We start from the raw sequence: 23,911 nt of genomic DNA, 5'->3' as shown, positions 1-23,911 counted from the left end.
CAATTCGGCTTTTGACACGGGACTGTTTCGGCCTCCGGCCCGGATTGCTTGTTGCGCGAAAGGATAGCTCGACCTGCACAAAGGTGGAAGGCGTTGTGACCAATGGCCGGTGTCAACCCTCCGTTAACGCTGAGCGGGCAGAAGGGACTCGAGATCCCGCCGACCAGTCCCCCCTCCGCCCTCTCACCTGCTGCCGGAGCGTCGATCATGCCCAACCTGTTCCCCGTGCCCACCGCCCGCCGTGTCGATTCCCAGCGCCTGCTGTCGGTCGCCCTGATCCCGCTCGCCGCGTCGATCGCCATGGCCAGCACGGTCGCCGCCACCGGCTTCACTGCCAGCCCGCTGGGCGAATCGACCAGCACGCTCGGCTTCCTTCTGGACTTCACCACATTCTGCTATCTGGCCGTCGCCATGGCCCACCTTTCGGGCGCGATCGCCGACCGCACCTGCGGCGGGATGGCCGCCGGCCTGTCGATGGACGAGTTCGACGCGCCGGAGCCGATCTCCGGCGAAGAGTTCTGGCAGGCCTTCCCCAACCATGTCGATGGCGCAGCCATCGCCGGGGCCGTCACCCTGCTGTGCGTGATCGCCGGATCGCTTGTCGGCTGACCCGTCCGCTCCACACGGCAGTTGAGAGCGGCGCGCGCTTGCCCCACTATGGCGCGGGCAGACGACAGGCGGATGGACAGGCGTGAGCGGAGATCAGAAGGACCTGAAGGCACAGGAAAAAGCCCAGCCGGCGGAGCCGGCGCGGCACCGCCGCGAGGGCATCGGCTTCATGGGGCGCCTGCGCGCGTATTTCCTGGCCGGCATCCTGGTCACCGCCCCCATCGCCATCACCGCCTATATCGCCTGGTGGTTCGTTTCGCTGATCGACGGCCATATCCGGCCCCTGATCCCCAGCGCCTACAACCCTGAAAACTACCTGCCCTTCTCGATCCCCGGCCTTGGGCTGCTGGTGGTGATCGTCGTCGTCACGTTGATCGGCGCCTTCGCCGCCGGCTATGTCGGCCGCTTGGTTCTGGGCCTCGGCGAAGGGGTGGTCGGGCGCATGCCGGTCGTCCGCTCCGTCTATGGCGCGGTGAAGCAGATCTTCGAGACCGTGCTGGCCAAGAAATCCAATGCCTTCCGTGAAGTGGTGGTGATCCAGTATCCGCGCCCCGGCGTGTGGTCGCTGGGCTTCATCACCGGCAGCGCCCATCCGGAGGTGCAGTTGCAGCTGGCCGGACAGGCAGAGGACATGGTCAACGTCTTCATCCCCTGCGCACCGCCCACCGCCGGCTATCTGGCGATGGTGCCGCGGCGCGAGGTGACCGCGCTGAACATGTCGGTGGAAGACGGCCTGAAACTGGTGATGTCCGGCGGCATCGTCGTTCCGCCCGATCGCCGCCCGACCCTGGTGGAGCCGCCGGCCGACCATAGCCAGGATCAGGACGACGACCGGGATCAGCCCGACCGCAAGGTCTTGGCCGCCGCGTCGCGTTCGAAGAGGTAGAGCAGGGTCCGCAACGCCTGCCCGCGCGGGCTGGCGAGGTCCGGATCACGCTCCACCACAAGACGGGCGTCGTCGCGCGCCACCGCCAGCAGATCGCCATGCACCGCCAGATCGGCCAGCCGGAAGCCCGGAAGGCCGGATTGGCGCGTGCCCAACACCTCGCCGGCACCGCGCAGGCGCAAATCCTCCTCGGCGATGACGAAGCCGTCCTCGGTGTCGCGCAGCGTTTTCAGCCGCGCCCGCGCCGTCTCGGTCAGGTTCGACTCGAACAGCAGAAGGCAGCTCGACGGCTTCTCGCCGCGCCCGACCCGGCCGCGCAGCTGATGGAGTTGGGCAAGTCCGAAACGCTCGGCATGCTCGATCACCATCACCGTCGCTTCCGGCACGTTCACGCCGACCTCGATCACCGTGGTGGCGACCAGAACGTCGAGGTTGCCGGCGGCGAAAGCGGCCATCACCGCATCCTTGTCCGGCCCGCGCATCTTGCCATGCACCAGCCCGACCCGGTCGCCGAAGGTGGCGCGCAGGAAGGCATGGCGTTCGGTGGCGGCGGCGAGATCGCTCTGCTCCGACTCGTCTACCAACGGGCAGACCCAATAGACTCTGGCCCCCTCCGCCACCTTGCGCTGGATGCCGCCCACCACCTCCTCCAACCGGTCGAGCGCGATGGTGACGGTCTGCACCGGCTTGCGGCCGGCCGGCTTCTCGGTCAGGCGCGACACGTCCATGTCGCCATAGGCGGTCAGCGTCAGGGTACGCGGGATCGGCGTCGCGGTCATCACCAGCACGTCCACCGCCCGCCCCTTGGCCGACAGCTGCAGGCGCTGATGGACGCCGAACCGGTGCTGTTCGTCGATCACCGCCAGCGCCAGATCCTTGAAGGCGACATCCTCCTGGAACAGGGCGTGGGTCCCGACCAGCAGCGGCAGTTCGCCCGACGCCAGCCGGTCGAGCACCGCCTGACGCGCCTTGCCCTTGTCGCGTCCGGTCAGCAGCCCGATCTCCACTCCCGCCGCCTTGCACAGCGGTGCCAGGCTCTCGGCATGCTGGCGGGCGAGGATCTCGGTCGGCGCCATCAGGGCGGCTTGGGCACCGGCCTCCACCGCGTTCAGCATCGCCATCAGCGCGACGACGGTCTTTCCGCTGCCGACATCGCCCTGCAGCAGCCGCAGCATGCGCCGCTCGGCCGCCATGTCGGCGTAGATGTCCTCCAGCGACGCCGCTTGCGAGCCGGTCAGGGAGAAGGGCAATGCCGCCAGTGCGGCGCGGCGCAAGCTGCCGTCGCCCTGCGTCACCCGCCCGGCCAGCCGCCGCTGACTGGCCCGCACCAGCATCAGCGCCAATTGGTTCGCCAGCAGCTCGTCATAGGCGAGGCGGCAGCGGATGGGAGCCGTGGTGGCGAGGTCGCCCTCGTCCTCCGGCGTGTGGGCACGGGTCAGCGCCTCCGCCCAGGTCGGCCATTGCCGACGGGCCAGCCAAGCCGGGTCCTGCCATTCGTCGAGCTGGGGAATATCGCCGAGGGCGGCGCGCACCGCCTTGCGCAGGGTCTTCGCCGGCAGGCCGGCGGTCATGGGATAGACCGGCTCCACCAGTTCCAGGTCTTCCTTCGAATCGACCGGAACCACGGCATCGGGGTGGGTGATCTGGGCGGTGTCGTTGAACCACTCCACCTTGCCGGAGACCACCATGGTGGTTCCCGCCGGGATCTGCTTCGACAACCAATCGCCGCGGATGTGGAAGTAAACCAGCTCCAGAATGCCGGTCTCGTCGGTGCAGCGGATCTTGTAGGGGTGGCGCGGGTTCACCGGCGGCGCGTGCGAATCGATGCGCACCGTCAGGGTGGCGATGCGGCCGTGCGGCGCCTGCGCGATCTTCGGAGAGAAGCGGCGGTCGACCACCCCGCAGGGCAGATGCCAGAGCAGATCGACCACATGGGCGCCGGCCAGCTTCTCCACCAGCTTGCCCAGACGGGGGCCGAGGCCGGGGAGTGCCGTGACCGGTTTGAACAGCGGAAACAGGATGGCGGGACGCACGGGCGGGACGCTATCGGGAAAGCCTTGGACGGCCTTCAGAAAGCCGGTTGGACGGGGCGGCGTCAAGGCCGCTGGACGCGATCGGAGAAAAGGGAGATCGGGGGATGGAAGGAACGGCGGAGCGCACCCAGGGCCGGGGCCTGCGGTGGGGGGCAACGTCGGCCGCGAAATGGCCTAGGACGCGCTCCGCCGATAGGTACCGTCCGGGGGCAAACGGGAGAACCGGACGGTCATGTCCGATGGCAGGGGACCATCGGGAAGAGACACCAGATGAGAAGACGCTCTGGATGACTGGCCGGTGTTTCAGGGGGGCTGGCCCGACCGCGTCACAAGAAGGACATTAGCCCGGCCGCCCTGTCCCGAACCTGACCCGACCATGAAATCGGCGTCATGAACCGGCGTTCATGCCGGGGTGGTGGGGTCGGGGTGGAAGGCGGGGACGGCGGCATTCCGCGGCTGCGCCGCGGCGGCCAGACGGTAGAGTTCGTCGCCGTCCAGGATGATGACGATGCGGCCGTCGTTCAGAAGGGAGACGCCGCCGACTCCGGGCACCTCGGCAAGACCGGGATGGCTTTCGCGGACGAACAGGTCGCCCCGGCGCAGCAGCCTGTCGATCTCCAGCCCGATGCGGCGGTTGCCATGACGGAGCACGACGATGAGGCGCTGGCCGGGGCCGGCCGGCGGCCATTCCCCTTCGGCAGGGAAACCCAGCGCGTCGGCCAGCCGGACCACGGGCAGCACCCGCTTGCGGCGCATCACGGTCCAGCAGCCGGACACAAGGTGGAAATCGTCGGCGGTGAAGCCGCAGACCTCCTCGACGAAGCGGTCGGGGACCGCCAGCACCTGATCGTCCACCTGGACCAGCAGGGTGCGCAGGATCGCGGCCGACAGCGGCAGGTCGATGGCGAAGGCCGTGCCCGCTCCCTCCCGCGTGCGGATGGCGATGCTGCCGCCAAGCCGCGTGATGGCATTGCGCACCACGTCCATGCCGACGCCACGGCCCGAGGTTTCGGTCACCGTGTCGGCGGTGGAGAATCCGGGCGCGAAGATGAACTCGCGCACGGCTTCGGGGGAAAGCCGCAGGCTGTCCTCCTCGCCGACCAGACCCTGGCGGACCGCCCTGGCGCGCACCGCCTCCGTGGCGATGCCGCGGCCATCGTCGGCGATCTCCACCACCACCCGGCTGTTGCGCTGGATGGCGCGCAGGCAGAGCGTCGCCTGAGGCTGCTTGCCCGCAGCCTCGCGGTCGGCCGGCGTTTCGATGCCGTGGTCGATGGCGTTGCGGACCATGTGCATCAGCGGGTCGTAGAGCGTCTCCACCATGCTCTTGTCGATGCGCACCTCGCCGCCTTCCATGACGAAGCGCACCGACTTGCCCTGAACCCGCGCCAGTTCGCGCACGATGCGCGGGAATTGGTTGAACAGGCTTTCGATGGGCACGACCCGCAGGTCGAGCGCCGCCTCGCGCAGCCGGTCGACGGAGCGGCTGAGCTGGGTGTCGAGATCCAGCAGTTCGCGACGGTGATGCTCGACCGCTTCCTGAAGGGCGCGGAGGTCCGGATCGCCGGCGTCCAACCGCTCCGCCAGAACCGCCAGCGCCTTTTCGAGCCGCAGGTCATTGGCGGTGGCGTTCAGGTCGCCGGACAGCAGGACCATGCCGTCGATGCGCGCCATGAAGCGGTCCACCACCTCCCCCGGCACGCGCAGAACGCCGCCGGGGGCTGCGGCCGGGCGGACGGCAGCAGCGGGCATGGCCGACGGAACGGTGGGTGCAAGGAGGGACGTCGTCGCGGCAGTGGCGGGGGGAGCGACTGCCGGCAAGGCGGGGCTTGCCGGTTCCTCGACAGTCCCGGCGGTGGTTCCCTCCTCGCTCGCCGGGGCCGGTTCGGAAGGGGTGCAGGGCCGGATGCGCAGGAACCCGCCGCCGGGATCGATGGCGGCCAGCGCGTCGGCGAGGGCGGGAAGCTCCTGCGGCGAGGCGATCAGCACGCGCAGCCAGGTCTTGCCGTCGATGAATTCCGGCCAGTTGGTGATCGCCCGCACCTTGCTGCCCATCCACTGGACGAAGCCGGACGCCACCTCCGCCGATGTCTCAAGGAAGGCGGTGACCTCATAGAGGCGGACGGACGGGTCGGCGATGGCGGCGCGCAGGTCGGCGGTGCTGTCCGGCGACAGAAAGCGCAGCAGGCCGGAATCGAGCCCGTGGCCGGACAGCTCGTCAGCGCTCAGCGGGCGGCGCGCTTCCCCAACCTCCATTTCGGCGGAAACGGCATCGACGAAGGCACGTAGGCGTCCTTCCAGTGCCGCAGCGCCATCGGCGTCGAGATCCTCGGCCGGGTCGCGGGATGCCCTTTCCGTCAAATCGGCCAGTGCGCTGCGGGCATCGGCCAGCAAGACTGGCCAGTCGGCATGACCGGCGGCGGGTGCCCGGCGCATCACATCCGCCAGAACCCGCAGCAGGGCGGAGCCGCGCGGAAGGCGGACAATCTCCAGCGTCGACGCCATGCGGTCGAGCAGGCCCGCCAGTTCGCCGGACGCGGCCCCATCGGCCAGTGCCGCCGGATCGGACAGCATCGCGTCGGCGAGGGCGCTGCCCTGGGCCAGAAGCTGGGTATTGTGGTCGGCCAGCAGGGTCGCCAGGATCGCCGCCCCGGCGTCCTTGCCGGTCAGCCGGCCGATGCGGGCGCTGGCGGTGGCGACGCCCTGAAGCTCGCGCAGGATACCGTCCGCATCGCGGCCAGCCAGTGCTTCGCGGAAGCGGTGCAGCGTGTCGGCGAAGGGCAGGAAGTTCAGCCGCTCGCAGGCCAGCTCCAGCCGGTCGGCGGTGTCGTCGACGCTGCGGAGCCCCTCCTCATCCAGGCTGCCGAGGTCGAGCGCACGGGTGAGCGTCGCCATGCCGTCATGCAGCAGCCCGACGAAGAGACCGAGCATCCGCTCGTTTTCGTGCAGCCGCGCCGGTTGGGGCGGCGGCGATGCGGGACCCGGCTTGACCGCCGAGGTCTCACCACCCAGCGCGTCGAGACGCGCCAGCAGGTCGGCCGGCGCCTGCCCGTCGCGGCGGTCGCGCATGCCGGACTCCGCCAGACCGCGCAGTGCGTCCAGCGCTTCCAGAAGCGGGGCGGCGACCTCCTCCGTCAGGGACAGCGCGCCGGTGCGCACGCGACCGAGAATCGTCTCCGCCCGGTGGGCCACCGCCTCCATCTCGAAGAGATCCATGGCACGGGCCGCCCCCTTCAGCGAGTGGAAGGAGCGGAACAGGGCGGCGATCCGCTCCGAGTCCGTCATGTTCCCGGGGGTGGCCGAGAGCAGTTTTTCCAGCAGGTCGAAATGCTCACCGGCCTCGACGCCGAACTGCCGCCACAGGGTCTCGATCAGTTCGCTGCTCATGGGTCACCGCTCAGGAGGCGTCGAGCCGGGGGTCAGGGTTTCACGGGTGGGGGAAGGCCGGCGGCGCGGCGGATGGCGGCGACGATGTCGTGGCCCTTCTTGTGGGCAAGGTCGAGGCTCATGGTGCCGGACGGCTTGGCGATGATCTCCACCGCTCCCAATGCGCGGGCCTCGGTCGCCTCGGGCGAGCCGACCTGGGCGACGGAGGAGATGATGATCACCTTCGCCCGCGACATCAGCGACAGATGCTCCATCACCTCCAGCCCCGACATTTCCGGCATTTCGATGTCGAGCAGGACGATGTCCGGCTTGAGGCTCCTGACCATCTCCAGGGCCACCTTGCCGTTTTCGGCCGCACCGACGAGGGACAACTCGTCGTCCGCGCGCACGATGTCGCCGATGATCGTGCGCATCAACACAGAGTCATCGACCAGCAGGATCGTCGGCTTCGCCATGGGTGAGAGTTTCCTATGCTTGCAGTGCCACTCGGCGTTCGGATTCGGCGGTGAGGTCAGGCGAGTGAGAAGAGGGCGTTCAGCTTGCGGGCGATTCCCGCGACCGGCAACACCTCCGTGGCGACACCGGCGCGGATCGCCGCCTTCGGCATCCCATCGACCGCGCAGGTCGCCGGTTCCTGGACCAGGACGGGAAAACGCCGCTCGGCGAAAGCGGCAGCCCCGGTGCTGCCGTCTTCGCCCATTCCGGTCAGCACGACGGCGACAGGCGACTCCGCCGCCTCGGCGGCACTGCGGAACAGCCGGTCGGCGGAGGGATGGTAGATGGTCTCCGCTGGATCGGCGGCATGCAGCGAAAAGCGGCCGGAAGCCGGACGGCGCACGATCCAGTCGCCGCCGCCGCGCAGGATGGTCACGGTGCCGGGACCAAGCACCGCACCGTCACCGCCCTCCACCACCGGCCGGCCGAGCGACCGGGCGAGCGAGGCGGCGAATCCCGCGGTGAAGCTGGCCGGCATATGCTGCGCCACCACCAGCGGACAGGGCAACGCCCCCAGCGCGCCCAGCAGCTCCGCCAGCGCAACCGGTCCGCCGGTGGAGACGCCCACCACGATCAGATCCGGGGGATGACCGCGAGCCACGGAGCGCGGCGCCGCCAGGTGCTCCACCACGGGCGTGGGCGTCGGGGTGCCGACGGCCTCCCCGGTCAGGGCCATGCGCCAGCGCCCCCAATGGCGCACCTTCTCGGTCAGCTGGCGTTCGATGGACGCCATGTCGAACGTGATGAAGGAGCTGTTCTTGCAGACAAAATCCACCGCCCCGGTCTCCAGCGCCCGGATGGTGGCCGCCGCCCCCTCGGACGTCTCGTTGGACACCATGATGCAGGGCGGTCCCTTTTCCGCCGCAATGGCCTGCACCGCTTCGATGCCGTCCATGATCGGCATGTTCAGGTCCATGGCGACGACATGCGGTTTCAGCTTGCGCGACAGGCGCAGCGCCTCGGCCCCGTTGCGCGCCTCGCCGACGATCTCGATATCGGAGGCCGGCTCCAGCATCTTGCGAAGCGCGATGCGGACGAAGTTGCTGTCGTCGACCACCAGCAGGCGGATGCGCGGATCGGTCATGGCGAGGCGGTCCCGGCGGGAAGGGCCCTGGCTGCGGTGGAGACGGCGGAAGAGGCGGCGATCAGCCCCTCCGGCCGCAGCACGGGGATCAGCGCATGGTCCAGGCGGATGACGGCGGCGGTCAGGCGGTCGGACAGCGGATCGACGTCCTCCGCGGCGATCTTGCGGATGCGCTGGATCTCGTCGGCGATCACCGCCACGGTGCCGCCGCCGATCTCCACCAGGATCGCGATCCCGGGTGTGCCGGGTGCGGCGCCGACCGGCCCCTGCGACAGCAGCCGGCGCAGATCGAGCACCGGCAGGATGCGGCCGTCCACGTCGGTCAATCCGTCGAAGCTCTCCGCCCCCTGCGGCAAACGCAGGCGGTCGGAGGGTTCCACGACGCGGCGCACCTTCTCGAACTCCAGCGCATAGACCCGCGCCTCGACCACGAAGGTCAGGAAGCGGCGGTAGAAGCGGCGCGGCAGGCGGCTTTCGGCCAGATCGTCGTCCGGATCGCCTCCCTCGGGAATGAAGCCGCCGATGTCGTCGAGTTGATCGCCCAGCATGTGCGCCCCGCTCTTCACGTCGAGCCAAGTTCCATCGTAATTCACCACCTGTGCCGACGCACCGGCCTCCCCGGCGCGCATGCGGTCCAGCGGCACGCGCACCACCCCGCGCACGCCGTCCACCCGCACGCCGACCGGGCCGCGGCGTGTTCGCAGCACGACGGTATAGCCGCCGAAGCGGTCACCCACCCCCAGCGGATCGGTGACCAGAACGGACCGCTTCGGCACCGGCGCCACCCCGCGGACGATGGCCGGCGCGTTGGGCAGAGGGCGCAGGTCGGCCAGCGGGAAGACCAGCAGCAGATCGGCCGTTTCCAATGCCTGCGGCCGCCCGGCGACCTCCACCATCAGCAGGCGGACGCCGGCCCGCTCGCGCGCCGGGTCCGGCGGCTCGGCGGCGGCACCGGTCAGCGCGTCGGCATCGAAAATCCCGGCATGGACGCCCCCCCGCCCCAATTCCATCCGGTCCGGGTCGAGCAGGCGCAGCGAGCGGTCGCCATGGCGCAGGCGGCCGGCGACCGGCGTCCCGCCATCCTCCGGCTCCGACCCGGCGAGCGTCACCCGCTCCGCCGGCAGGGTGCCGCCGATCCGGCCGGCACGCAGGGCCAGCAGCCCGGCACCGGCACGCAGGACGATCAGCAGCCCGCCCCGCCGTCCGCCGGCCCAAGCCAACCCGAGCGACCGATAGCCGGCAACGTCCAGAACCGGCAGGATGCGACCGCCGACGGTCGCCAGTCCCTCCACCTGCGGCGGGGCGAAGGGCAGCCGGGTGGTGCGGGTCGATTCGGCGACCTCCTCCACCCGGTCGGCGGGAACGGCGAAGGGAGTGCCGGCGATGTCGAAGGTCAGGAAGCCGTCGGCCGTCATGGCGCGATCTCCCGCCGCCGGTAGGCGAGCGCACGGTCGCCGCGGTGACGCTCGAACCGGCAATCTTCTCCCAACCGGTCGGTGGTGCCCAGCACCAGCCAGCCGCCCGGCGCCACCGCGGCGGTCAGCAGGGCCAGCGCCCGGTCGCGGCTGTCGTCGTCGAAATAGATCATGACGTTGCGGCAGGACACGAGGTCGAAGCCCCCCACCGGCACACTGTCCGGCAGGCCCGCATCCATGAGGTTGTGACGGACGAAGCGGACGATGCGGCGGGCATCGGCACGCACCCGGCGGTGCAGCGGCGCCTCGCTCCCCAGCGGGACGAACCAGCTCTCATAGCCGTCCGGCATCTCGCGGAACGGCCCAAGTCCCTCCCCGCCATAGCAGGCGTTGGCAGCCTGCCGCACGGCGATGCGGCTGACATCGGTCCCCAGCACCTGCACGTCCCAATCGGTTTCCAAGCCATGACCAGTCCGGCGCGCCTCCCCGGCGTCGGCCAGCGCCTCCAGCGTCACGATGGCGAGGCTGTAGGCCTCCTCCCCGGTGGCGCAGCCGGCGCTCCACAGCCGCAGGCTCCGTGCCGCGCGGCGTTCGGCGATCAGCCGGGGAAGCAGATGGCCACGCAGATGGGCGTGGTGCGGCAGGTCGCGGAAGAAATAGGTCTCGTGGATCGTCAGGTTCTCGATCAGGCTGAGCCAGTCCGGGCTGTCGGCCGGCGCCCGTTCGATCTGCGCCACCCACTCCTCCAGCACCGGCAGGGACATCGCTGCGAGAATGCGCGCCAGCTTTCGTTCCAGCGGGCGGTCATGGCGGATGCCCGCCTTGCGCCGGACATCGTCCAGCAACCGCCGCGCCAGGGCGTCGAGCGGGCTGAAAGGAGTCCTGCCTTCGCTCACGGCGCCCGGAAGCGTTCGGCCAGCCGCCGCGTGTCGTCGGCCAGCCGGGAGAGGTGGACCATGGTCGCGGTGATCTCCTCGGAAGCGGCGGCATTCTTCGACGCAACGGTGCGTATGTTGCCGACATTCGATTCGATCTCGACGATGTGGTCCTGCTGATGGGCCATGGCGGCGGCGACCGATTGCACCATGCGGTCGATCTGGGCCACGCGCTCGGCGATGCCGTCCATCATCTGCACCACCTCCGCGGTGGCGGCCATCCCCTCCTCCGCCATCGCCGCGGCGGCCTCGACGATCTCGGCGATCTGGCGGGCGCTTTCCACGGCATTGTCGGCGAGCTTGCCGACCTCCTCGGCGACCACTTCGAAGCCCTTGCCCTGCTCGCCGGCGCGGGCAGCCTCGATGGAAGCGTTGACGGACAGGATGTTGGTCTTCACCGCGATCTGGGTGATCGCCTCGGTGATGCGGCCGATCCGGCGGCTGTTGTCGCCGATGGTCTGCGACACCCGGACGAGCCGCGCCATCTCCGCCTTGCCTTTGTCGGCGAAGCCGGCGGTGACGCGCACCATGTCGGAGGCGGCGCGTGTGCTGTCGGTCACCTCCGCAATGGCGCGGACGGATCGGCCGACCGCGTTCGCCACCCGGTCGAGATCCTCGGTCTGGATGGAGGCGCCGTCGGCGACCTGGGACACCGCCGTGCTGGCTTGGCCCGCAGCGACGGCGACCTGGGCCGCCTGCTGGCCGATGCGCAGGAAGGAGTTGCGGGCATCCTCCACCAGCGCCGCCATCTCGGCATAGCGGCCGGGCAGCGCCGGCAGCGGATGCTGGCCTTCATCCGGTTCGCGGGTCAGGCGGCGAAGCGCGGCATGCAGCGCGTTCTGAGCCGACAAGGTGCGGGCCAGGGAGGCAGCGACTGCGCCGGTCTCATCGCCGCGGCGCGGTGGTGCGGGAGCATCGTCCACGGCACCCTCGGCAAGTCGGGTGGCGGCATCCTGCAGCCGGGCCATCGCGTCCGACAGGTCGAGCGCCAGCACCAGCGCGATCACCAGCGCCAGGGCCAGCGCACCGCCCGTCGCCAGCCACAAGGATTGCGGCGCGATGTCCGGGACCAGGCGGGGCAGCAACAAGGGCAGAAACGCCGCAGCGGAAGGCAACAGGACGGCGATGCCGAATCGGGGAAGAACTCGCAGGCTGGCCGGAAAGGACATTGCGGTAACGGCTCCTCACGATCGACCAAGGGCGCCCCGCGACAACCCGCAGACGACGCACGCCACCCTTATGACTTGCCGGATGCACCCCAACCGAAGCAAGGTGATTCCAATGGGTGGTCTCGGATGCCGCATGCGGCGCATCCGTTCGTCCGCCCCCTCCCCCGCTCAACCCGGCTCCGCCGCCACGCGGCCCTGAATGGACCTCCACCGGCATGTCGATCGCCACACGCATCGCCCTGGGTTTCGCCACCGTCCTGCTGCTGACCCTTGCCGTCGCCATCGCCGGATGGAGCGGGCTGAACACCTACGCCACGCAGGTGGAGATCGCCGCCCGCACCTCCCGTCTCGACACGCTGCTGCTCAGCGCCCGGCAGGAGGAGGCACGCTATCTGATCGACGTCGACCCCTCCGCCAGCCGGCGGGTACGCCAACTCACCGAGCAGTTGAAGACCGAAGCCGAGGCCCTGCTGGCTTTGCCCGGCCAAGCCGTCGCCCCCGATGCGCTGCAGGACGTGCTGGCGAAGCTGGCCGCCTACCGGAGGTCTTTCGACGAGGTGGTCCAGCTGGAGGTCGAGCGCTTCGCCAGTCTGGCGAAGCTCCGCAAGCAGACTGCAGCCCTCCTGGTGGTGGCGCAGACGCTGACGCAGGAGCAGTCGGCCCGCTATACCGACGCGCTGGCGCGGCTGAAGGCCGATCCCGGCGATGGGGACGCTCTGAGGACGCTGGAGTCCTCCGCCCTGCTGACGACCATCGCCGGACGGCTTATCCAGGAAACCCGCAGCGCCTTGCTCGACGTGCAGCAATATCTGATCGAACAGGGCGGGTCCGGCCGCAATTCGCCCAACGCCGCCATCGACCGGCTGTTGTCCATCATCGGAGATGTCCAGAGAGCCTCCAATGCTCCCGAAATCCTGCGGGAGACGGAGAAGCTGACCGCCGCCGTGATGGGCGTGGAAACGGAATTCCTGCTGGTCGCCGACATCGTGGTCCGGCGCAGCGCCGCCCGCGTGGCGATGCGCGATGCCGCCGCAACCGTCAGCGATCAGGTCGCGCAGCTGGTCCACGCCCAAACCGCGGAACGGGAAACAGGCCGGTCGCGCGCCGTGCTGCTTCTGTGGAGCGGAGCATTGGGAGCGCTGGCGGCCGGAGCGGTGCTGTCGATGCTGATCGCCCGCAGCCTGACCGGCCCGATCACCGCCACGACGGCAGCGGTCCAGCGACTTTCCGAAGGCGACCTGACGGTCGCGGTGCCCAACATCGGCCGGCGCGACGAATTGGGCTCCATCGGCCGCGCCGTCGCCACCGTCATCCAGGTGCTGCACGGGCTGCATGGGGAAATGCACCGGTTGTCCGGCAAGCCGGTGAATGACGCCGCAACGGGGAACACTCCGGCTTTCCAGGGCGCCTATGGCGAGATGGTGGCGCTGCTGCAGGAAACCGGCGCCGCCTTCCGCGCCATCGGGGAACAGGCGACCCAGGTGGCCGTCGCGGCGGGCCAAGCCAGCACGGCCATCGCCCATGTCTCCGACGGCGCATCGGAGCAGACCGACGACCTCGACCATGTGGCGACAGCGGTCGGTCAGTCTGCCCGCGCCATCGCCCATGTCACCGACAGCACGCGCGACGCCTCCGACATGGTGAAGGACGCCTCGGATTTCGCCGACCGCGGCCGAGAGGACATGGCACGCCTGCTGCGGGTGTCGCAGACCATCGCGGAGAACAGCCGCCGCATCGGCCGCATCACCGAGGCGATCACCCAGATCGCGGTGAAGACCAACATCCTGTCCGTCAACGCTTCCATCGAGGCTGCCCGCGCCGGCGAGCAGGGCAAGGGCTTCGAAGTGGTCGCCGAGGAGGTCGGCAAGCTCGCCGACAATGCCGTGGAGAGCGCCCGCCAGATTGCCGAGATCATCGAAACCGCCGCGGCTCTGGCCGAGGAGGGCAAGGCCGTCACCGAGCAGGCGCGACGCCGCATGGATGGGCTGGCCGAACGGGTGGACCGCATCGACGGTGCCTTCCAGTCGGTCGCCGTGGCGATGGAGGAGCAGCAGGCGTCAGTGCGCGAGATCGAACGGTCGGTGGAAAGCGTTCGAACCGTCGCCTCGAAGAACGCCGCGGCGTCGGAGGAGATCGCCGCCACCATGGTCCATCTATCGCGGCTCGCCGACGAGACGCGGCGTCAGGTCTCGCGCTTCCAGGCAAACTGAAGCCGGGGTTTTGCGCAGTTGCCTCACATTGCATAGATGCGGAGGGCACGGATCTTGAGGCAGGCGGCAGGAAACGCGCAACTGCCCAAATATCCGAAGTGGTAATTCTTAATCCCCAAACGGCGATATCCGGCATTTAAAGTTCTTTTAACCCTATTCCGCGCCTAATCCACACGCGGGAACGCTTGGTCCCGAGAACACACTCACCCGAACATTAGACCCACACGATACCAAGGGAGCTACCCATGCCCGCACAGATGGTCGCCAATGAAGTCCGCATGGCCAGCCGCATCCACGCGCGCCTTCTGGACGCCTTCATCGACTTGACGGAGCGGGAACTGGCCGGAGTTTCCCCGGGCTTTGCCGAAGAAAGCCTGATGGAAGCGCTGGAAGCGCTGCGCGCCGCCCGCAAGTCTTATGGTTCGACCGCGGGGGTCATGGTCGTCTCGAACCTGCAACTGCCGCAGGCCTCCAACGCCGCCTAACGCGGCGTTGGCGATGTCCGATCAGGCCGTTATGTCTTGCGGACCCGTGGCTTGCGCGCCTTGGGGGGCTCGGCCGCCACGGCTTCCGGCTCGACGCCGTTCTGATCGGCTGTCTTGACGGCCTTCGGCCTGGCATTCGTCGTCTTGCGCGGCGCCTTTACCACCGCCATCACCGGGGAGCGGTCAGGAATGGCTGCCGTTTCCGCCAGGATCGCACGCTCGGCCTGAAACCAGTGCTCGGCATCGCGCCCTTCCGGACAGCCCTCGTCCAGCCAGATCGCATAGGCGCGGTCACGGATGCGCTGGTCAACATCCACGGTCATCACATCTCCCCAGGGAATGGTGGTCAGGTCTGCTGCGATGCAAAGACTGCCGAAATTGTGGGGAAGGTGCAACCAAGCGGATGGTTATCGGCCCTCCGCCCCGGTCATCGACCGTCATTCCGATGACGTTTCGCCGGGCTCGGGCTGCCTGTTCTGCTGAATCTCGCGCCACTTGGCAACATTGCGGTTGTGATCCGGCAACGACTTGGCAAAGACATGGCCGCCGGTCCCGTCGGCAACGAAATACAGAAATTCGTGCCGTTCCGGCTTCATCACCGCTTGCAGCGAGGCCTTGCCCGGATTGGCGATCGGGCCCGGCGGCAGGCCGCTGATCTGATAGGTGTTGTAGGGCGACTCGAGCTTCCAGTCGTTGCGGGTCAGTGCCCGCCCCAGTTCACCGCTGCCATCGGTCAAGGCATAGATCACCGTGGGATCGGACTGCAGCTTCATGCCGGATTCGAGCCGGTTGACGAAAACGCCCGCCACCCTGGGCCGTTCCGCCGCGACGCCGGTCTCCTTCTCGACAATGGATGCAAGCGCCAGCGCCTGCTGCGGAGTTTCATAGGGAAGGTTTGGATCCCGGTTCTTCCACGCTTCCGCCAGGGCCTGAGTCATCGCCGTCTGCATGCGCTCGACCAATGCAGGGCGGCTGTCGCCATAGGCGAAGTGGTAAGTCTCCGGCAGGAGGGAACCTTCCTTCGGCGGCTTCGCGATCTCGCCGGTCAGCACCGTCTCGCGTTGCAGAAGCGCCACCACCTGGGCGGAGGTCAGGCCTTCCGGCACGGTGATGCGGCGCACCACGGTGCGGCCCTGGCGCATTTGCTCCAACACGCCTTCGATGCTGATTCCAGCGGGGAATTGGTACTCGCCAGCCTTCAACTCGCGGAAGGTTCCGGTCAGCTTGGCCGCTGCGGCAAACACCAGAGGCGACCCGATCACGCCGGAGTCGCCCAACGTGATGGCAATGGCCTCCAACCCGCTGCCGCGGGGGATGACGACCGTTTCTGCCTGCTCAAGCGGGCCGGCAACCGTGTAGCGCTGGAACCCCCAGACGCCCACTCCGCCCGCCGCAGCGGCCGCGAGGGCCAGCGTCCCCGCGAATATTCGGAGACCCCAGCCCATCGCTCACCTCATGAAGGCAGTAAATCGCAACGCCGGTTCAGGGCTTCGCTTACGCGAATTCCTTGAACACCAGCGAGGCGTTGGTGCCGCCGAACCCGAAGGAGTTCGACAGGGCAGCACGGACACGGCGTTCCTGCGCCACCTTCGGCACCAGATTCACGCCCATGCAGCTTTCCGAGGGATTCTCGAGATTCAGCGTGGGCGGAACGATGCCGTGGTTGATCGCCTTGATCGAGTAAATCGCCTCGACCGCACCGGCGGCGCCCAGCAGGTGGCCAATGGCCGACTTGGTGGACGACATCGCCAGATTGTCCATGGCATCGCCGAACAGGCGCTTCACGGCACCCAGTTCGATCTCGTCGCCGAGCGGCGTCGAGGTGCCATGGGCGTTCACGTAATCGACGTCGGACGGGTTCATCCCAGCCCGCTTCAGCGCGGCCTTCATGGCGCGGAAACCGCCGTTGCCGTCTTCCGCCGGAGCCGAGATGTGGTGGGCATCGCCCGACATGCCGTAGCCGACGACCTCGGCATAGATGGTGGCGCCGCGCTTCTTCGCGTGCTCCAACTCTTCCAGCACAACGACACCCGCGCCCTCACCGATAACGAAGCCGTCACGATCCTTGTCATAGGGCCGCGAGGCCTTCTCAGGCGTGTCGTTGAAGCTGGTGGACAGGGCGCGCATGGCGGCGAAGCCGCCGACACCGAGCCGGCTGACCGCCGCCTCCGTACCGCCGGCGACCATGATGTCGGCATCGTCCCACATGATCAGCCGGGCGGCGTCGCCGATGGCGTGCGCGCCGGTCGAGCAGGCGGTAACGACCGCGTGGTTGGGGCCCTTGAAGCCGTGCTGGATCGAAATATGGCCGGAGGCCAGATTGATCAGGCAGGCCGGGATGAAGAAGGGCGACAGGCGGCGCGGCCCCTTTTCATTCAGGGTCACGGCGCCGTCGGCGATGCCCGGAAGGCCGCCGATGCCCGATCCGACCATGACGCCGGTCCGTTCGCGCTCTTCATCGGTCTGGGGAACCCAACCGGAATCCTTGATTGCTTCCTGCGCCGCGGCGATCGCGAAGATGATGAAGTCATCCATCTTTCGCTGATCTTTCGGCGGAACGAAGGCGTCGGCGTTGAACTCGCCCTCACCCGTTCCGCGCGGGAGCTGCCCGGCGACTCTGGAGGCCAGGTCCGAAGCGTCGAACCCCGTGATGCCGCGGATTCCCGACTGCCCGGAAATCAGCCGCTCCCAGTTCAGCGTGTGGCCGACGCCGAGCGGCGTGACCATACCGAGGCCGGTGACGACGACACGTCTCATGAGGCTGTTCCTTGACCTTTCCTCGAAAATAATGTCGACGATCAAGTCGTCGACGGCCAGGCCCCGCGTTGCGGATGAAGCAGGTGCGGTTTGCCTGGCCCTCGGGGGCTCAATGCCCGCGGCCCGATCAGGCGGCGGCGTTGGCCTTGATGAAGTCGATGGCGTCCTTCACCGACAGGATCTTCTCCGCGGCGTCGTCCGGGATCTCGACACCGAACTCCTCCTCGAAGGCCATAACCAGCTCGACGGTGTCGAGGCTGTCGGCGCCCAGATCGTCGATGAAGGAGGCGTTCTCCACCACCTTCGACTCCTCGACACCCAGGTGGTCCACAACGATCTTCTTCACGCGCTCGGCGATGTCGCTCATCTTTTAAGACCTTCCAATCCTTGAAACCGCTCGGGATAATCCGGTCGGAGCAACACGCGAAGAACGTGCCGTCCTGCCGCGAAAAGCCCCGTCCGATAACACATTTCAGCAGCCTTGACCAGCACCCGCGAGGGAGCCGGGTTGGCGCCGTTCTTCACACGTGGCGATGCCGCCCCGTCCGATCCTCATCAGATCATGGCCATGCCGCCGTTTATATGCAGCGTCTGGCCGGTGACGTAGGCGGCCTCCTCGCTCGCGAGGTACAAGACCCCGGCGGCGATCTCTTCCGGCTGGCCCATGCGGCCGGCCGGAATGACGGGGAGCAGCTTCTGCTTCTGCTCGTCGTTCAGGGCGTCGGTCATGGCCGTGGCGATGAAGCCCGGCGCGACGCAGTTGACGGTGATGTTGCGCGAGGCCAGTTCGGCCGCCAGCGATTTCGACATGCCGATCAGGCCGGCCTTCGACGCGGCGTAGTTGGCCTGGCCCGGATTGCCGGTGACGCCGACGACCGACGTGATGTTGACGATGCGGCCCCAGCGGCGCTTCATCATGCCGCGCATGGCGGCCCGCGACAGGCGGAATGCCGCTGTCAAGTTCACATCGATCACCGACTGCCAGTCCTCGTCCTTCAGCCGCATCGCGATCTGGTCGCGGGTCAGGCCGGCATTGTTGACGAGGATGTCGATCTTGCCCAGCGCCGCCTCGGCGTCCTTGAACAGCTGCTCGGTCGCGGCGGCGTCGGCGAGATTGCCGGGCACGACGAAGGCGCGCTCGCCCAACTCGGCGGCCAGCGCCTCCAGCGGGGCGACACGGGTGCCGGACAGCGCGACGGCAGCACCCCGGGCGTGCAGGGCGCGGGCGATCGACGCGCCGATGCCGCCGGAAGCGCCGGTGACGAGAGCCGACTTGCCGGTCAGGTCAAACATGGATGGCCTCACGAGGCTGATGTATCAGGGATCCGAAGGTCACAGGGTCTTCAGGAACGACTCGACATCGGCAGGCGTGCCGACCGACACCGCCGCCAGATCCTTGTCGATGCGCTTGGTCAGTCCGGCCAGCACCTTGCCCGATCCAACCTCGACCAGCCGTTCGACGCCCTGCTCCTTCATGGAGAGAACGCATTCGCGCCAGCGGACCATGCCGGTCACCTGCTCCACCAGCAGACGGCGAATGGTGTTGGGGTCCGACACGGCAGACGCCGTGACGTTGGCGATGACCGGGACGACCGGTGCGGAAATGGTGACGTTCGCCAGAGCCTCCGCCATGGCATCGGCGGCAGGCTGCATCAGCGAGCAATGGAAGGGAGCCGACACCGGCAGCCGGACCGACCGCTTCAGCCCGCGTTCGGCAGCCAGCACGATGGCGCGGTCGATGGCCTCGGCGCTGCCGGAGATCACCACCTGCCCGACCGAATTGTCGTTGGCGATGCTGCACACCTCGCCCTGGGCGGCGTCGGCGGCGATGGCCTGTGCCTGGTCCAGATCGGCGCCCAGCAGGGCAGCCATGGCGCCCTTGCCGACCGGGACCGCCTTCTGCATCGCCTGACCGCGCAGCTTCAGCAGGCGCGCGGTGTCGGCCAGCGTGAAGGCGCCGGCAGCGCAGAGCGCGGAATATTCGCCCAGCGAGTGGCCCGCGACGAAGGCGGCATGCTTCGACAGGTCGACCCCGCCCTCGCTCGCCAGCACCCGCATCACCGCGACGCTGACCGCCATCAGGGCCGGCTGCGCGTTCTCGGTCAAGGTCAGGTCGGCCTCGGGGCCTTCGGCCATCAGGCGCGACAGCCGCTGGTTCAGCGCATCGTCCACCTCTTCAAAAGTGAGACGAGCGACTTCGAACGCCTCGGCGAGCTCGCGGCCCATGCCGACGGCCTGGCTGCCCTGCCCCGGAAAGACGAACGCCCTGGTCATGCTTCGGTGAAACCCTGGATGAAAGCGCCCCGCCCCTGCGGCGGCACCATGGATTGGGCGACAGTCATACCCTCACTTTTTAGCAAGTCAAGCGACGCGCGATGACCAGAGCGCCAACGGCACGATAAAACGCCACGTAATAAGGCAGAACGCCCACGAAAAACCGCCGGGTGGACGGGGTTGTTCGCGGGCGTTGCCCGCCGGGTCTTGCGCTGTTTCCTGCGCTGCAAACAAAGCGCACAAATCAAGGGCTGATCACGGGGAGATCAGGGGGCGGACGATCAGGCTTTGCCGACCAGCGCCACCCGGGTCCAGGGCCTCACCTGGGCCAGCGCCTCCAACACCATGGGCCCGACCAGCCCGGAGATCAGCGCAACGCAGAAGATCACCCCGTCCCCGGCATCCATGCGGTGCAGCAGCACGCGGGCCCCGGCGGCGAACATCGCGTGATGCAGATAGATTGCGTAGGACGACGCCCCCACCATGCGGAAGACCCGGCTCGACGGCATTGCATGGAGAAGGGTCACCGCTCCGCCCATGCCGCACAGCAGGGCAACGCTGCTGTTCCAGCCGAAATGGGGCAGATACCCCCAGAGCGAGGTCTGGTGCAGCGCGACCCCCACCCCCAGCGCCATGCCGGCGCCACCCAGAAGCACATTGCGCGGCACCAGCGCACGGAAGCGGGTCACCCCGACGCCCAGAAGGAAATGCGGCAACAGGAAGAAGGCCTCGTTCACCGACAGGACATTCGAGTCGAAATGCACGGTCAGGCAGGCGGCCACCGCCACCCCCAGCGCCAGTGCGAATCTGCCCGGCCGGTCCATCAGGTTCGCCGCATCGAGCAAGGCCACCGCGGAGAAGATCAGGAACAGCGCCTGCAGGTACCAGAAATGGGCATAGGGGAAGACGTAGATCCGCCACATCGAATCGGGGACGTAGGTCCCGTTGGCACCGGGTGCGTGGGTCTGCAGGAAATAGAAGAGAGCGGACACGACCAGGAACGGGAAGCCCAGCCGGCGCAGCTTCTTGAGGAAGAAGGTCGTCAGCCGCTCGACCCGGGCAGGGTTCAGGGCATAGACCAACCCGGAGATGAAGGTGAAGAGCGGCATGCGAATCAGCTCGAAGCTGTCGGTGGCGTATCGATAGATCGATCCGTCCGCCACCTGCATGCCAGCCCCGGGAATGCCGACCACATGGTAGGCGACCAGCAGGATGCAGGCCAGCCCCCGCAACTCCACCACATGATACGGTAACAGGTTCTTGCGCATGGCTACTCCGGGCACCGGGCTGACGTCGCCGACGGCGGACCGGCCGGGCCGGATGGACCGAACCGCAAGCTCCGCCTTGAACGGCTTGCGGAACATGGCGCCTGCGCCGGTCGATTGCACTTCGGTCAAATGCGCTGAAGCTATCCCGCGCGATATCCACCGTTGCACCCGGCCTACCCAGCGCACTGAGCAAGCGGCGCGCCCGGGCTGACCCGGCCGGTTCCCTAGAAAGAGGATAGATTTTCGAAGGTGGCAGCAGGAACGGCCGGATTTTCGCTTGCTACCACCGTCGGCCTGTGCATACTGCGCCGCTTCATAACTCCTTGCCGGCGGTCCGCCGTCGGCTAGGCCCGGGCGGCTGAACCGATCCATGAGGGATGGGGCGCAGCGCCGGACCATGAACAGCCATGGGGAGTGCAATGGCACTTTACGAGTGCGTGCTGATCGCGCGCCAGGACATTTCGGCCGCCCAGGCCGAGCAGCTCTCTGAGCAGTTCGCCCAGATCGTCCGCGACAACGGCGGCACGATCGCCAAGAGCGAATACTGGGGTCTGAAGACCCTCACCTACAAGATCAAGAAGAACCGCAAGGGTCACTACACCCTCTTCAACATCGACGCGCCGGCTGCCGCCGTCGCCGAGATGGAGCGGAACATGAGCATCAGCGAAGACGTGCTGCGCTTCATGACCGTGCGTGTCGACGCCCTCGATGCCAACCCGTCGGCGATGATGCAGAGCCGCAACGAGCGTGGTGAGCGCGGCGACCGTGGCGACCGTGGTCCGCGTCGCTTCGACGACCGCGGCCCGCGTCCGCCGCGCCGCCAGGAAAACGTTGCCGCCGCCGAAGGGGAGACCGCGTAAATGTCCGACAAGCAGACCACGGGCGCTCCCGCCCGCACCGGCGGCGCCCGCCGCCCGTTCTTCCGCCGCCGCAAGACCTGCCCGTTCTCGGGTGCGAACGCTCCGGCGATCGACTACAAGGACGTCAAGCTGCTGTCCCGCTTCATCTCCGAGCGCGGGAAGATCGTCCCGAGCCGCATCACCGCGGTCTCGACGAAGAAGCAGCGTGAACTGGCCCGCGCCATCAAGCGCGCCCGTTTCCTGGCCCTTCTCCCCTACGTGGTGAAGTAAGCCCGGCAAAGGGCCGAAGGGTTTCGGTGAAGGCAGTCAAGGGGTTTTCATGGCCTTGGGTCCGGCCGTTCCGCTGGTGGTCGCCGTCGGCGGCGGTCTGATAAGCGCGTTCTTCTACCTGTCCGTGATGTTCGGCGGGATGGGAGCGCTGATCCTGGGCTATCTGGCCCCCCTGCCACTGTTCCTCACGGGACTGTGGCTGGGGGCGCCCGCGGTGACGGTGGCCGGCCTGGCCGGCGCCGCCGCGGTGTTGCTGGGCACATCCGGCAGCATGCTGGTGGCGCTGTCCTATCTGGTGACCGGGGCCGCCCCGGCGATCCTGGTGGTGAGGCAGTCGCTTCTGGCGCGCTCCCGAGAGGATGGAACCCTGGAATGGTATCCGCCCGGCCGGGTCCTGATGGGCCTGACCGGGATGGGCGTGGCGGCGCTGCTCGCCGCGGTGATCCTGACGCTCGGACAGCCCGGTGGGCTGGAAGGGCTGATGCGGCAGACACTGGCTCGAGTCGTCGAGCCGGCGTTTCGCATGCAGGGCCAGCAGGCCCCGGATCCCGAGGCATTCTGGGTGGCTGCCGTCCTGCCGGGACTGGTGGCGGTCTCATGGCTTGTCATGACGATCGTCAACGCGGTGCTGGCGCAGGGGGCGCTGATGCGGTTCGGCCGCAACCGGCGCCCTGCCATGCGTCTGGCCGAGCTGGAGTTGCCCAACTGGCTGGCGCCGCTGTTCGCGGTGTCGGTCGCGGCGGCTTCGGTCGTGCCGGGAACCGTCGGGTTCCTGGCGGTCAATCTGGCGCTGATCCTGGCGGTTCCTTTCGCCTTCGCCGGGCTTTCGGTGGTTCATGTATTCGCCAGCAGCCGATCGGCGCGCACGCTGATCCTGGTTGGCTTCTACATGATGCTGTTTCTCTTCGGGTGGCCGATCCTGCTTTTGGTCGGCCTGGGCATGATCGAGCAATGGATCGGGCTGCGCCGCCGGTTTTCCCCCGCGGCCCCCGGTCAGGAGGACGAGTGATGGAAGTTATTCTGCTGGAGCGGGTCGAGAAGCTCGGCCAGATGGGCCAGGTCGTCAATGTGCGTCCCGGCTTCGCCCGCAACTATCTGCTGCCGCAGCGGAAGGCCATGCGCGCCACCAAGGCGAACCTGGCCGTCTTCGAGAAGCAGAAGGCCCACCTTGAGGCCGTGAACCTCGAGCGCCGCAAGGACGCCGAGCATGTCGCGACCAAGATGGACAACGTGACGGTCGTCGTGATCCGTCAGGCTGCCGAGACCGGCGTCCTGTACGGCTCCGTGACCACCCGCGACGTTTCCGACGCGCTGACCGCCGCCGGCTACAAGACCGACCGCAAGCAGGTCCAGATCGACACCCCGATCAAGACCCTGGGTCTGTTCAAGCTGCGCGTCGTCCTGCACCCGGAAGTGTCGATCACGGTCACGGTCAACGTCGCCCGTTCGGCCGAAGAGGCCGAACTGCAGGCCCAGCGCGGCGGCATGATCACCGCCGCCGACCTGCGCGATGACGAAGACGAGGAAGAGACCTTCGTCGAAGAGACCGCGACCGAGGAAGAGGAGGGCTGATAGCCCTTCTGCCGCCGGCGGACCGGATCAAGGTCTGGAGCCGCTGCGGCACCGTCGCACCGCTCGTCCGGAAGCCGCCCGTCCCAACAGGGGCCGGGCGGCTTTCCGCATTCCGGAGCAGCCTCGCCACTGAAGCGATATTCCGGCCGGCACGCATACATCCGCAATGCCCGATTTGGGTAGCAGTCCTGACCGATTGACG

General features: G+C 68.2%; 22 protein-coding genes. 8 read left to right on the top strand and 14 right to left on the bottom strand.

The features are described 5' to 3' along the window. The first annotated feature begins 207 nt into the window (after positions 1-207). A complete protein-coding gene (locus tag J2Y49_RS05955; RefSeq protein WP_310113211.1) occupies positions 208-609 on the top strand; it encodes a hypothetical protein in 402 nt (133 codons plus the stop codon). An 82-nt stretch (positions 610-691) separates the two neighbouring features. After that, positions 692-1,495 (top strand): DUF502 domain-containing protein, encoded by an 804-nt coding sequence (locus J2Y49_RS05950; protein ID WP_310113209.1) that lies wholly within the window; start codon positions 692-694, stop codon positions 1,493-1,495. Here J2Y49_RS05950 and recG read toward each other — a convergent pair. The 7 genes from recG to J2Y49_RS05915 all read right to left on the bottom strand — a co-directional run bounded on the left by recG (position 1,447) and on the right by J2Y49_RS05915 (position 11,932). Beyond that, positions 1,447-3,528 carry an ATP-dependent DNA helicase RecG gene (gene recG, locus J2Y49_RS05945; RefSeq protein WP_310113207.1) on the bottom strand — a complete coding sequence of 694 codons (2,082 nt, stop codon included), beginning with the start codon at positions 3,526-3,528 and terminating at the stop codon, positions 1,447-1,449. The two genes, J2Y49_RS05950 and recG, sit on opposite strands and share 49 nt — an antisense overlap. Positions 3,529-3,930: 402 nt before the next feature. Next, entirely contained in the window at positions 3,931-6,915 is a 2,985-nt protein-coding gene (locus tag J2Y49_RS05940; protein ID WP_310113205.1) for an ATP-binding protein, read from the bottom strand. A 32-nt stretch (positions 6,916-6,947) separates the two neighbouring features. Then, complete coding sequence (locus J2Y49_RS05935; protein WP_310113204.1) at positions 6,948-7,370, bottom strand: response regulator; 423 nt, start codon at positions 7,368-7,370, stop codon at positions 6,948-6,950. 56 nt (positions 7,371-7,426) lie between these two features. Continuing rightward, positions 7,427-8,494 (bottom strand): chemotaxis-specific protein-glutamate methyltransferase CheB, encoded by a 1,068-nt coding sequence (gene cheB / locus J2Y49_RS05930; protein ID WP_310113203.1) that lies wholly within the window; start codon positions 8,492-8,494, stop codon positions 7,427-7,429. Then, the gene (locus J2Y49_RS05925; RefSeq protein WP_310113202.1) at positions 8,491-9,909 is read right to left on the bottom strand and encodes a chemotaxis protein CheW; all 1,419 of its coding nucleotides are present in this window, start codon (positions 9,907-9,909) and stop codon (positions 8,491-8,493) included. The genes cheB and J2Y49_RS05925 overlap by 4 nt, the downstream gene beginning before the upstream one ends. After that, positions 9,906-10,805: a CheR family methyltransferase gene (locus J2Y49_RS05920; RefSeq protein ID WP_310113200.1), complete on the bottom strand. Its 900-nt coding sequence runs from the start codon at positions 10,803-10,805 to the stop codon at positions 9,906-9,908. The genes J2Y49_RS05925 and J2Y49_RS05920 overlap by 4 nt, the downstream gene beginning before the upstream one ends. Continuing rightward, positions 10,802-11,932: a methyl-accepting chemotaxis protein gene (locus J2Y49_RS05915; protein WP_310113198.1), complete on the bottom strand. Its 1,131-nt coding sequence runs from the start codon at positions 11,930-11,932 to the stop codon at positions 10,802-10,804. Before J2Y49_RS05915 ends, J2Y49_RS05920 begins: the two co-directional genes overlap by 4 nt. A gap of 296 nt (positions 11,933-12,228) precedes the next feature. Here J2Y49_RS05915 and J2Y49_RS05910 point away from each other — a divergent pair, with 296 nt between their 5' ends. Beyond that, entirely contained in the window at positions 12,229-14,223 is a 1,995-nt protein-coding gene (locus tag J2Y49_RS05910) for a HAMP domain-containing methyl-accepting chemotaxis protein (RefSeq protein WP_310113196.1), read from the top strand. Positions 14,224-14,468: 245 nt separating this feature from the next. After that, a complete protein-coding gene (locus tag J2Y49_RS05905) occupies positions 14,469-14,708 on the top strand; it encodes a hypothetical protein (protein ID WP_310113194.1) in 240 nt (79 codons plus the stop codon). A gap of 29 nt (positions 14,709-14,737) precedes the next feature. On the opposite strand, the gene J2Y49_RS05900 is transcribed toward J2Y49_RS05905, so the two are convergent. From J2Y49_RS05900 to J2Y49_RS05870, 7 genes are all read right to left on the bottom strand, one after another. Beyond that, on the bottom strand, positions 14,738-15,031 hold the full coding sequence (locus J2Y49_RS05900; RefSeq protein ID WP_310113192.1) for a DUF2934 domain-containing protein: 294 nt from the start codon (positions 15,029-15,031) through the stop codon (positions 14,738-14,740). Positions 15,032-15,145: 114 nt separating this feature from the next. After that, positions 15,146-16,153, bottom strand: coding sequence for an endolytic transglycosylase MltG (gene mltG, locus J2Y49_RS05895; protein ID WP_310113190.1), 1,008 nt, complete (start codon positions 16,151-16,153; stop codon positions 15,146-15,148). 49 nt (positions 16,154-16,202) lie between these two features. Further along, positions 16,203-17,465, bottom strand: coding sequence for a beta-ketoacyl-ACP synthase II (gene fabF / locus J2Y49_RS05890; RefSeq protein ID WP_310113188.1), 1,263 nt, complete (start codon positions 17,463-17,465; stop codon positions 16,203-16,205). Between the two features lie 127 nt (positions 17,466-17,592). Next, positions 17,593-17,832: an acyl carrier protein gene (locus J2Y49_RS05885; protein WP_014247969.1), complete on the bottom strand. Its 240-nt coding sequence runs from the start codon at positions 17,830-17,832 to the stop codon at positions 17,593-17,595. A 188-nt stretch (positions 17,833-18,020) separates the two neighbouring features. Further along, positions 18,021-18,758, bottom strand: a complete 738-nt coding sequence (gene fabG / locus J2Y49_RS05880) for a 3-oxoacyl-[acyl-carrier-protein] reductase (RefSeq protein ID WP_310113184.1) — start codon at positions 18,756-18,758, stop codon at positions 18,021-18,023. Between the two features lie 39 nt (positions 18,759-18,797). After that, positions 18,798-19,739 carry an ACP S-malonyltransferase gene (gene fabD / locus J2Y49_RS05875; protein WP_310113182.1) on the bottom strand — a complete coding sequence of 314 codons (942 nt, stop codon included), beginning with the start codon at positions 19,737-19,739 and terminating at the stop codon, positions 18,798-18,800. 281 nt (positions 19,740-20,020) lie between these two features. Continuing rightward, a complete protein-coding gene (locus J2Y49_RS05870; RefSeq protein WP_310113180.1) occupies positions 20,021-21,103 on the bottom strand; it encodes an acyltransferase in 1,083 nt (360 codons plus the stop codon). 323 nt (positions 21,104-21,426) lie between these two features. Between J2Y49_RS05870 and rpsF the strand changes: the two genes are divergently transcribed. Genes rpsF through rplI form a run of 4 tightly spaced genes read left to right on the top strand, consistent with a single transcriptional unit; the run spans position 21,427 to position 23,709 of the window. Further along, positions 21,427-21,867 (top strand): 30S ribosomal protein S6, encoded by a 441-nt coding sequence (gene rpsF, locus J2Y49_RS05865; protein ID WP_085089177.1) that lies wholly within the window; start codon positions 21,427-21,429, stop codon positions 21,865-21,867. Further along, positions 21,868-22,137: a 30S ribosomal protein S18 gene (gene rpsR / locus J2Y49_RS05860; protein WP_012974291.1), complete on the top strand. Its 270-nt coding sequence runs from the start codon at positions 21,868-21,870 to the stop codon at positions 22,135-22,137. 49 nt (positions 22,138-22,186) lie between these two features. Continuing rightward, complete coding sequence (locus J2Y49_RS05855; RefSeq protein WP_310113167.1) at positions 22,187-23,146, top strand: DUF2232 domain-containing protein; 960 nt, start codon at positions 22,187-22,189, stop codon at positions 23,144-23,146. Next, entirely contained in the window at positions 23,146-23,709 is a 564-nt protein-coding gene (rplI, locus tag J2Y49_RS05850; protein WP_174469753.1) for a 50S ribosomal protein L9, read from the top strand. The genes J2Y49_RS05855 and rplI overlap by 1 nt, the downstream gene beginning before the upstream one ends. Positions 23,710-23,911 lie beyond the last annotated feature (202 nt).

Source organism: Azospirillum sp. BE72 (assembly GCF_031455875.1).
Taxonomy (GTDB): Bacteria; Pseudomonadota; Alphaproteobacteria; order Azospirillales; family Azospirillaceae; genus Azospirillum.
This window is presented reverse-complemented; position numbering and strand designations above follow the sequence as displayed.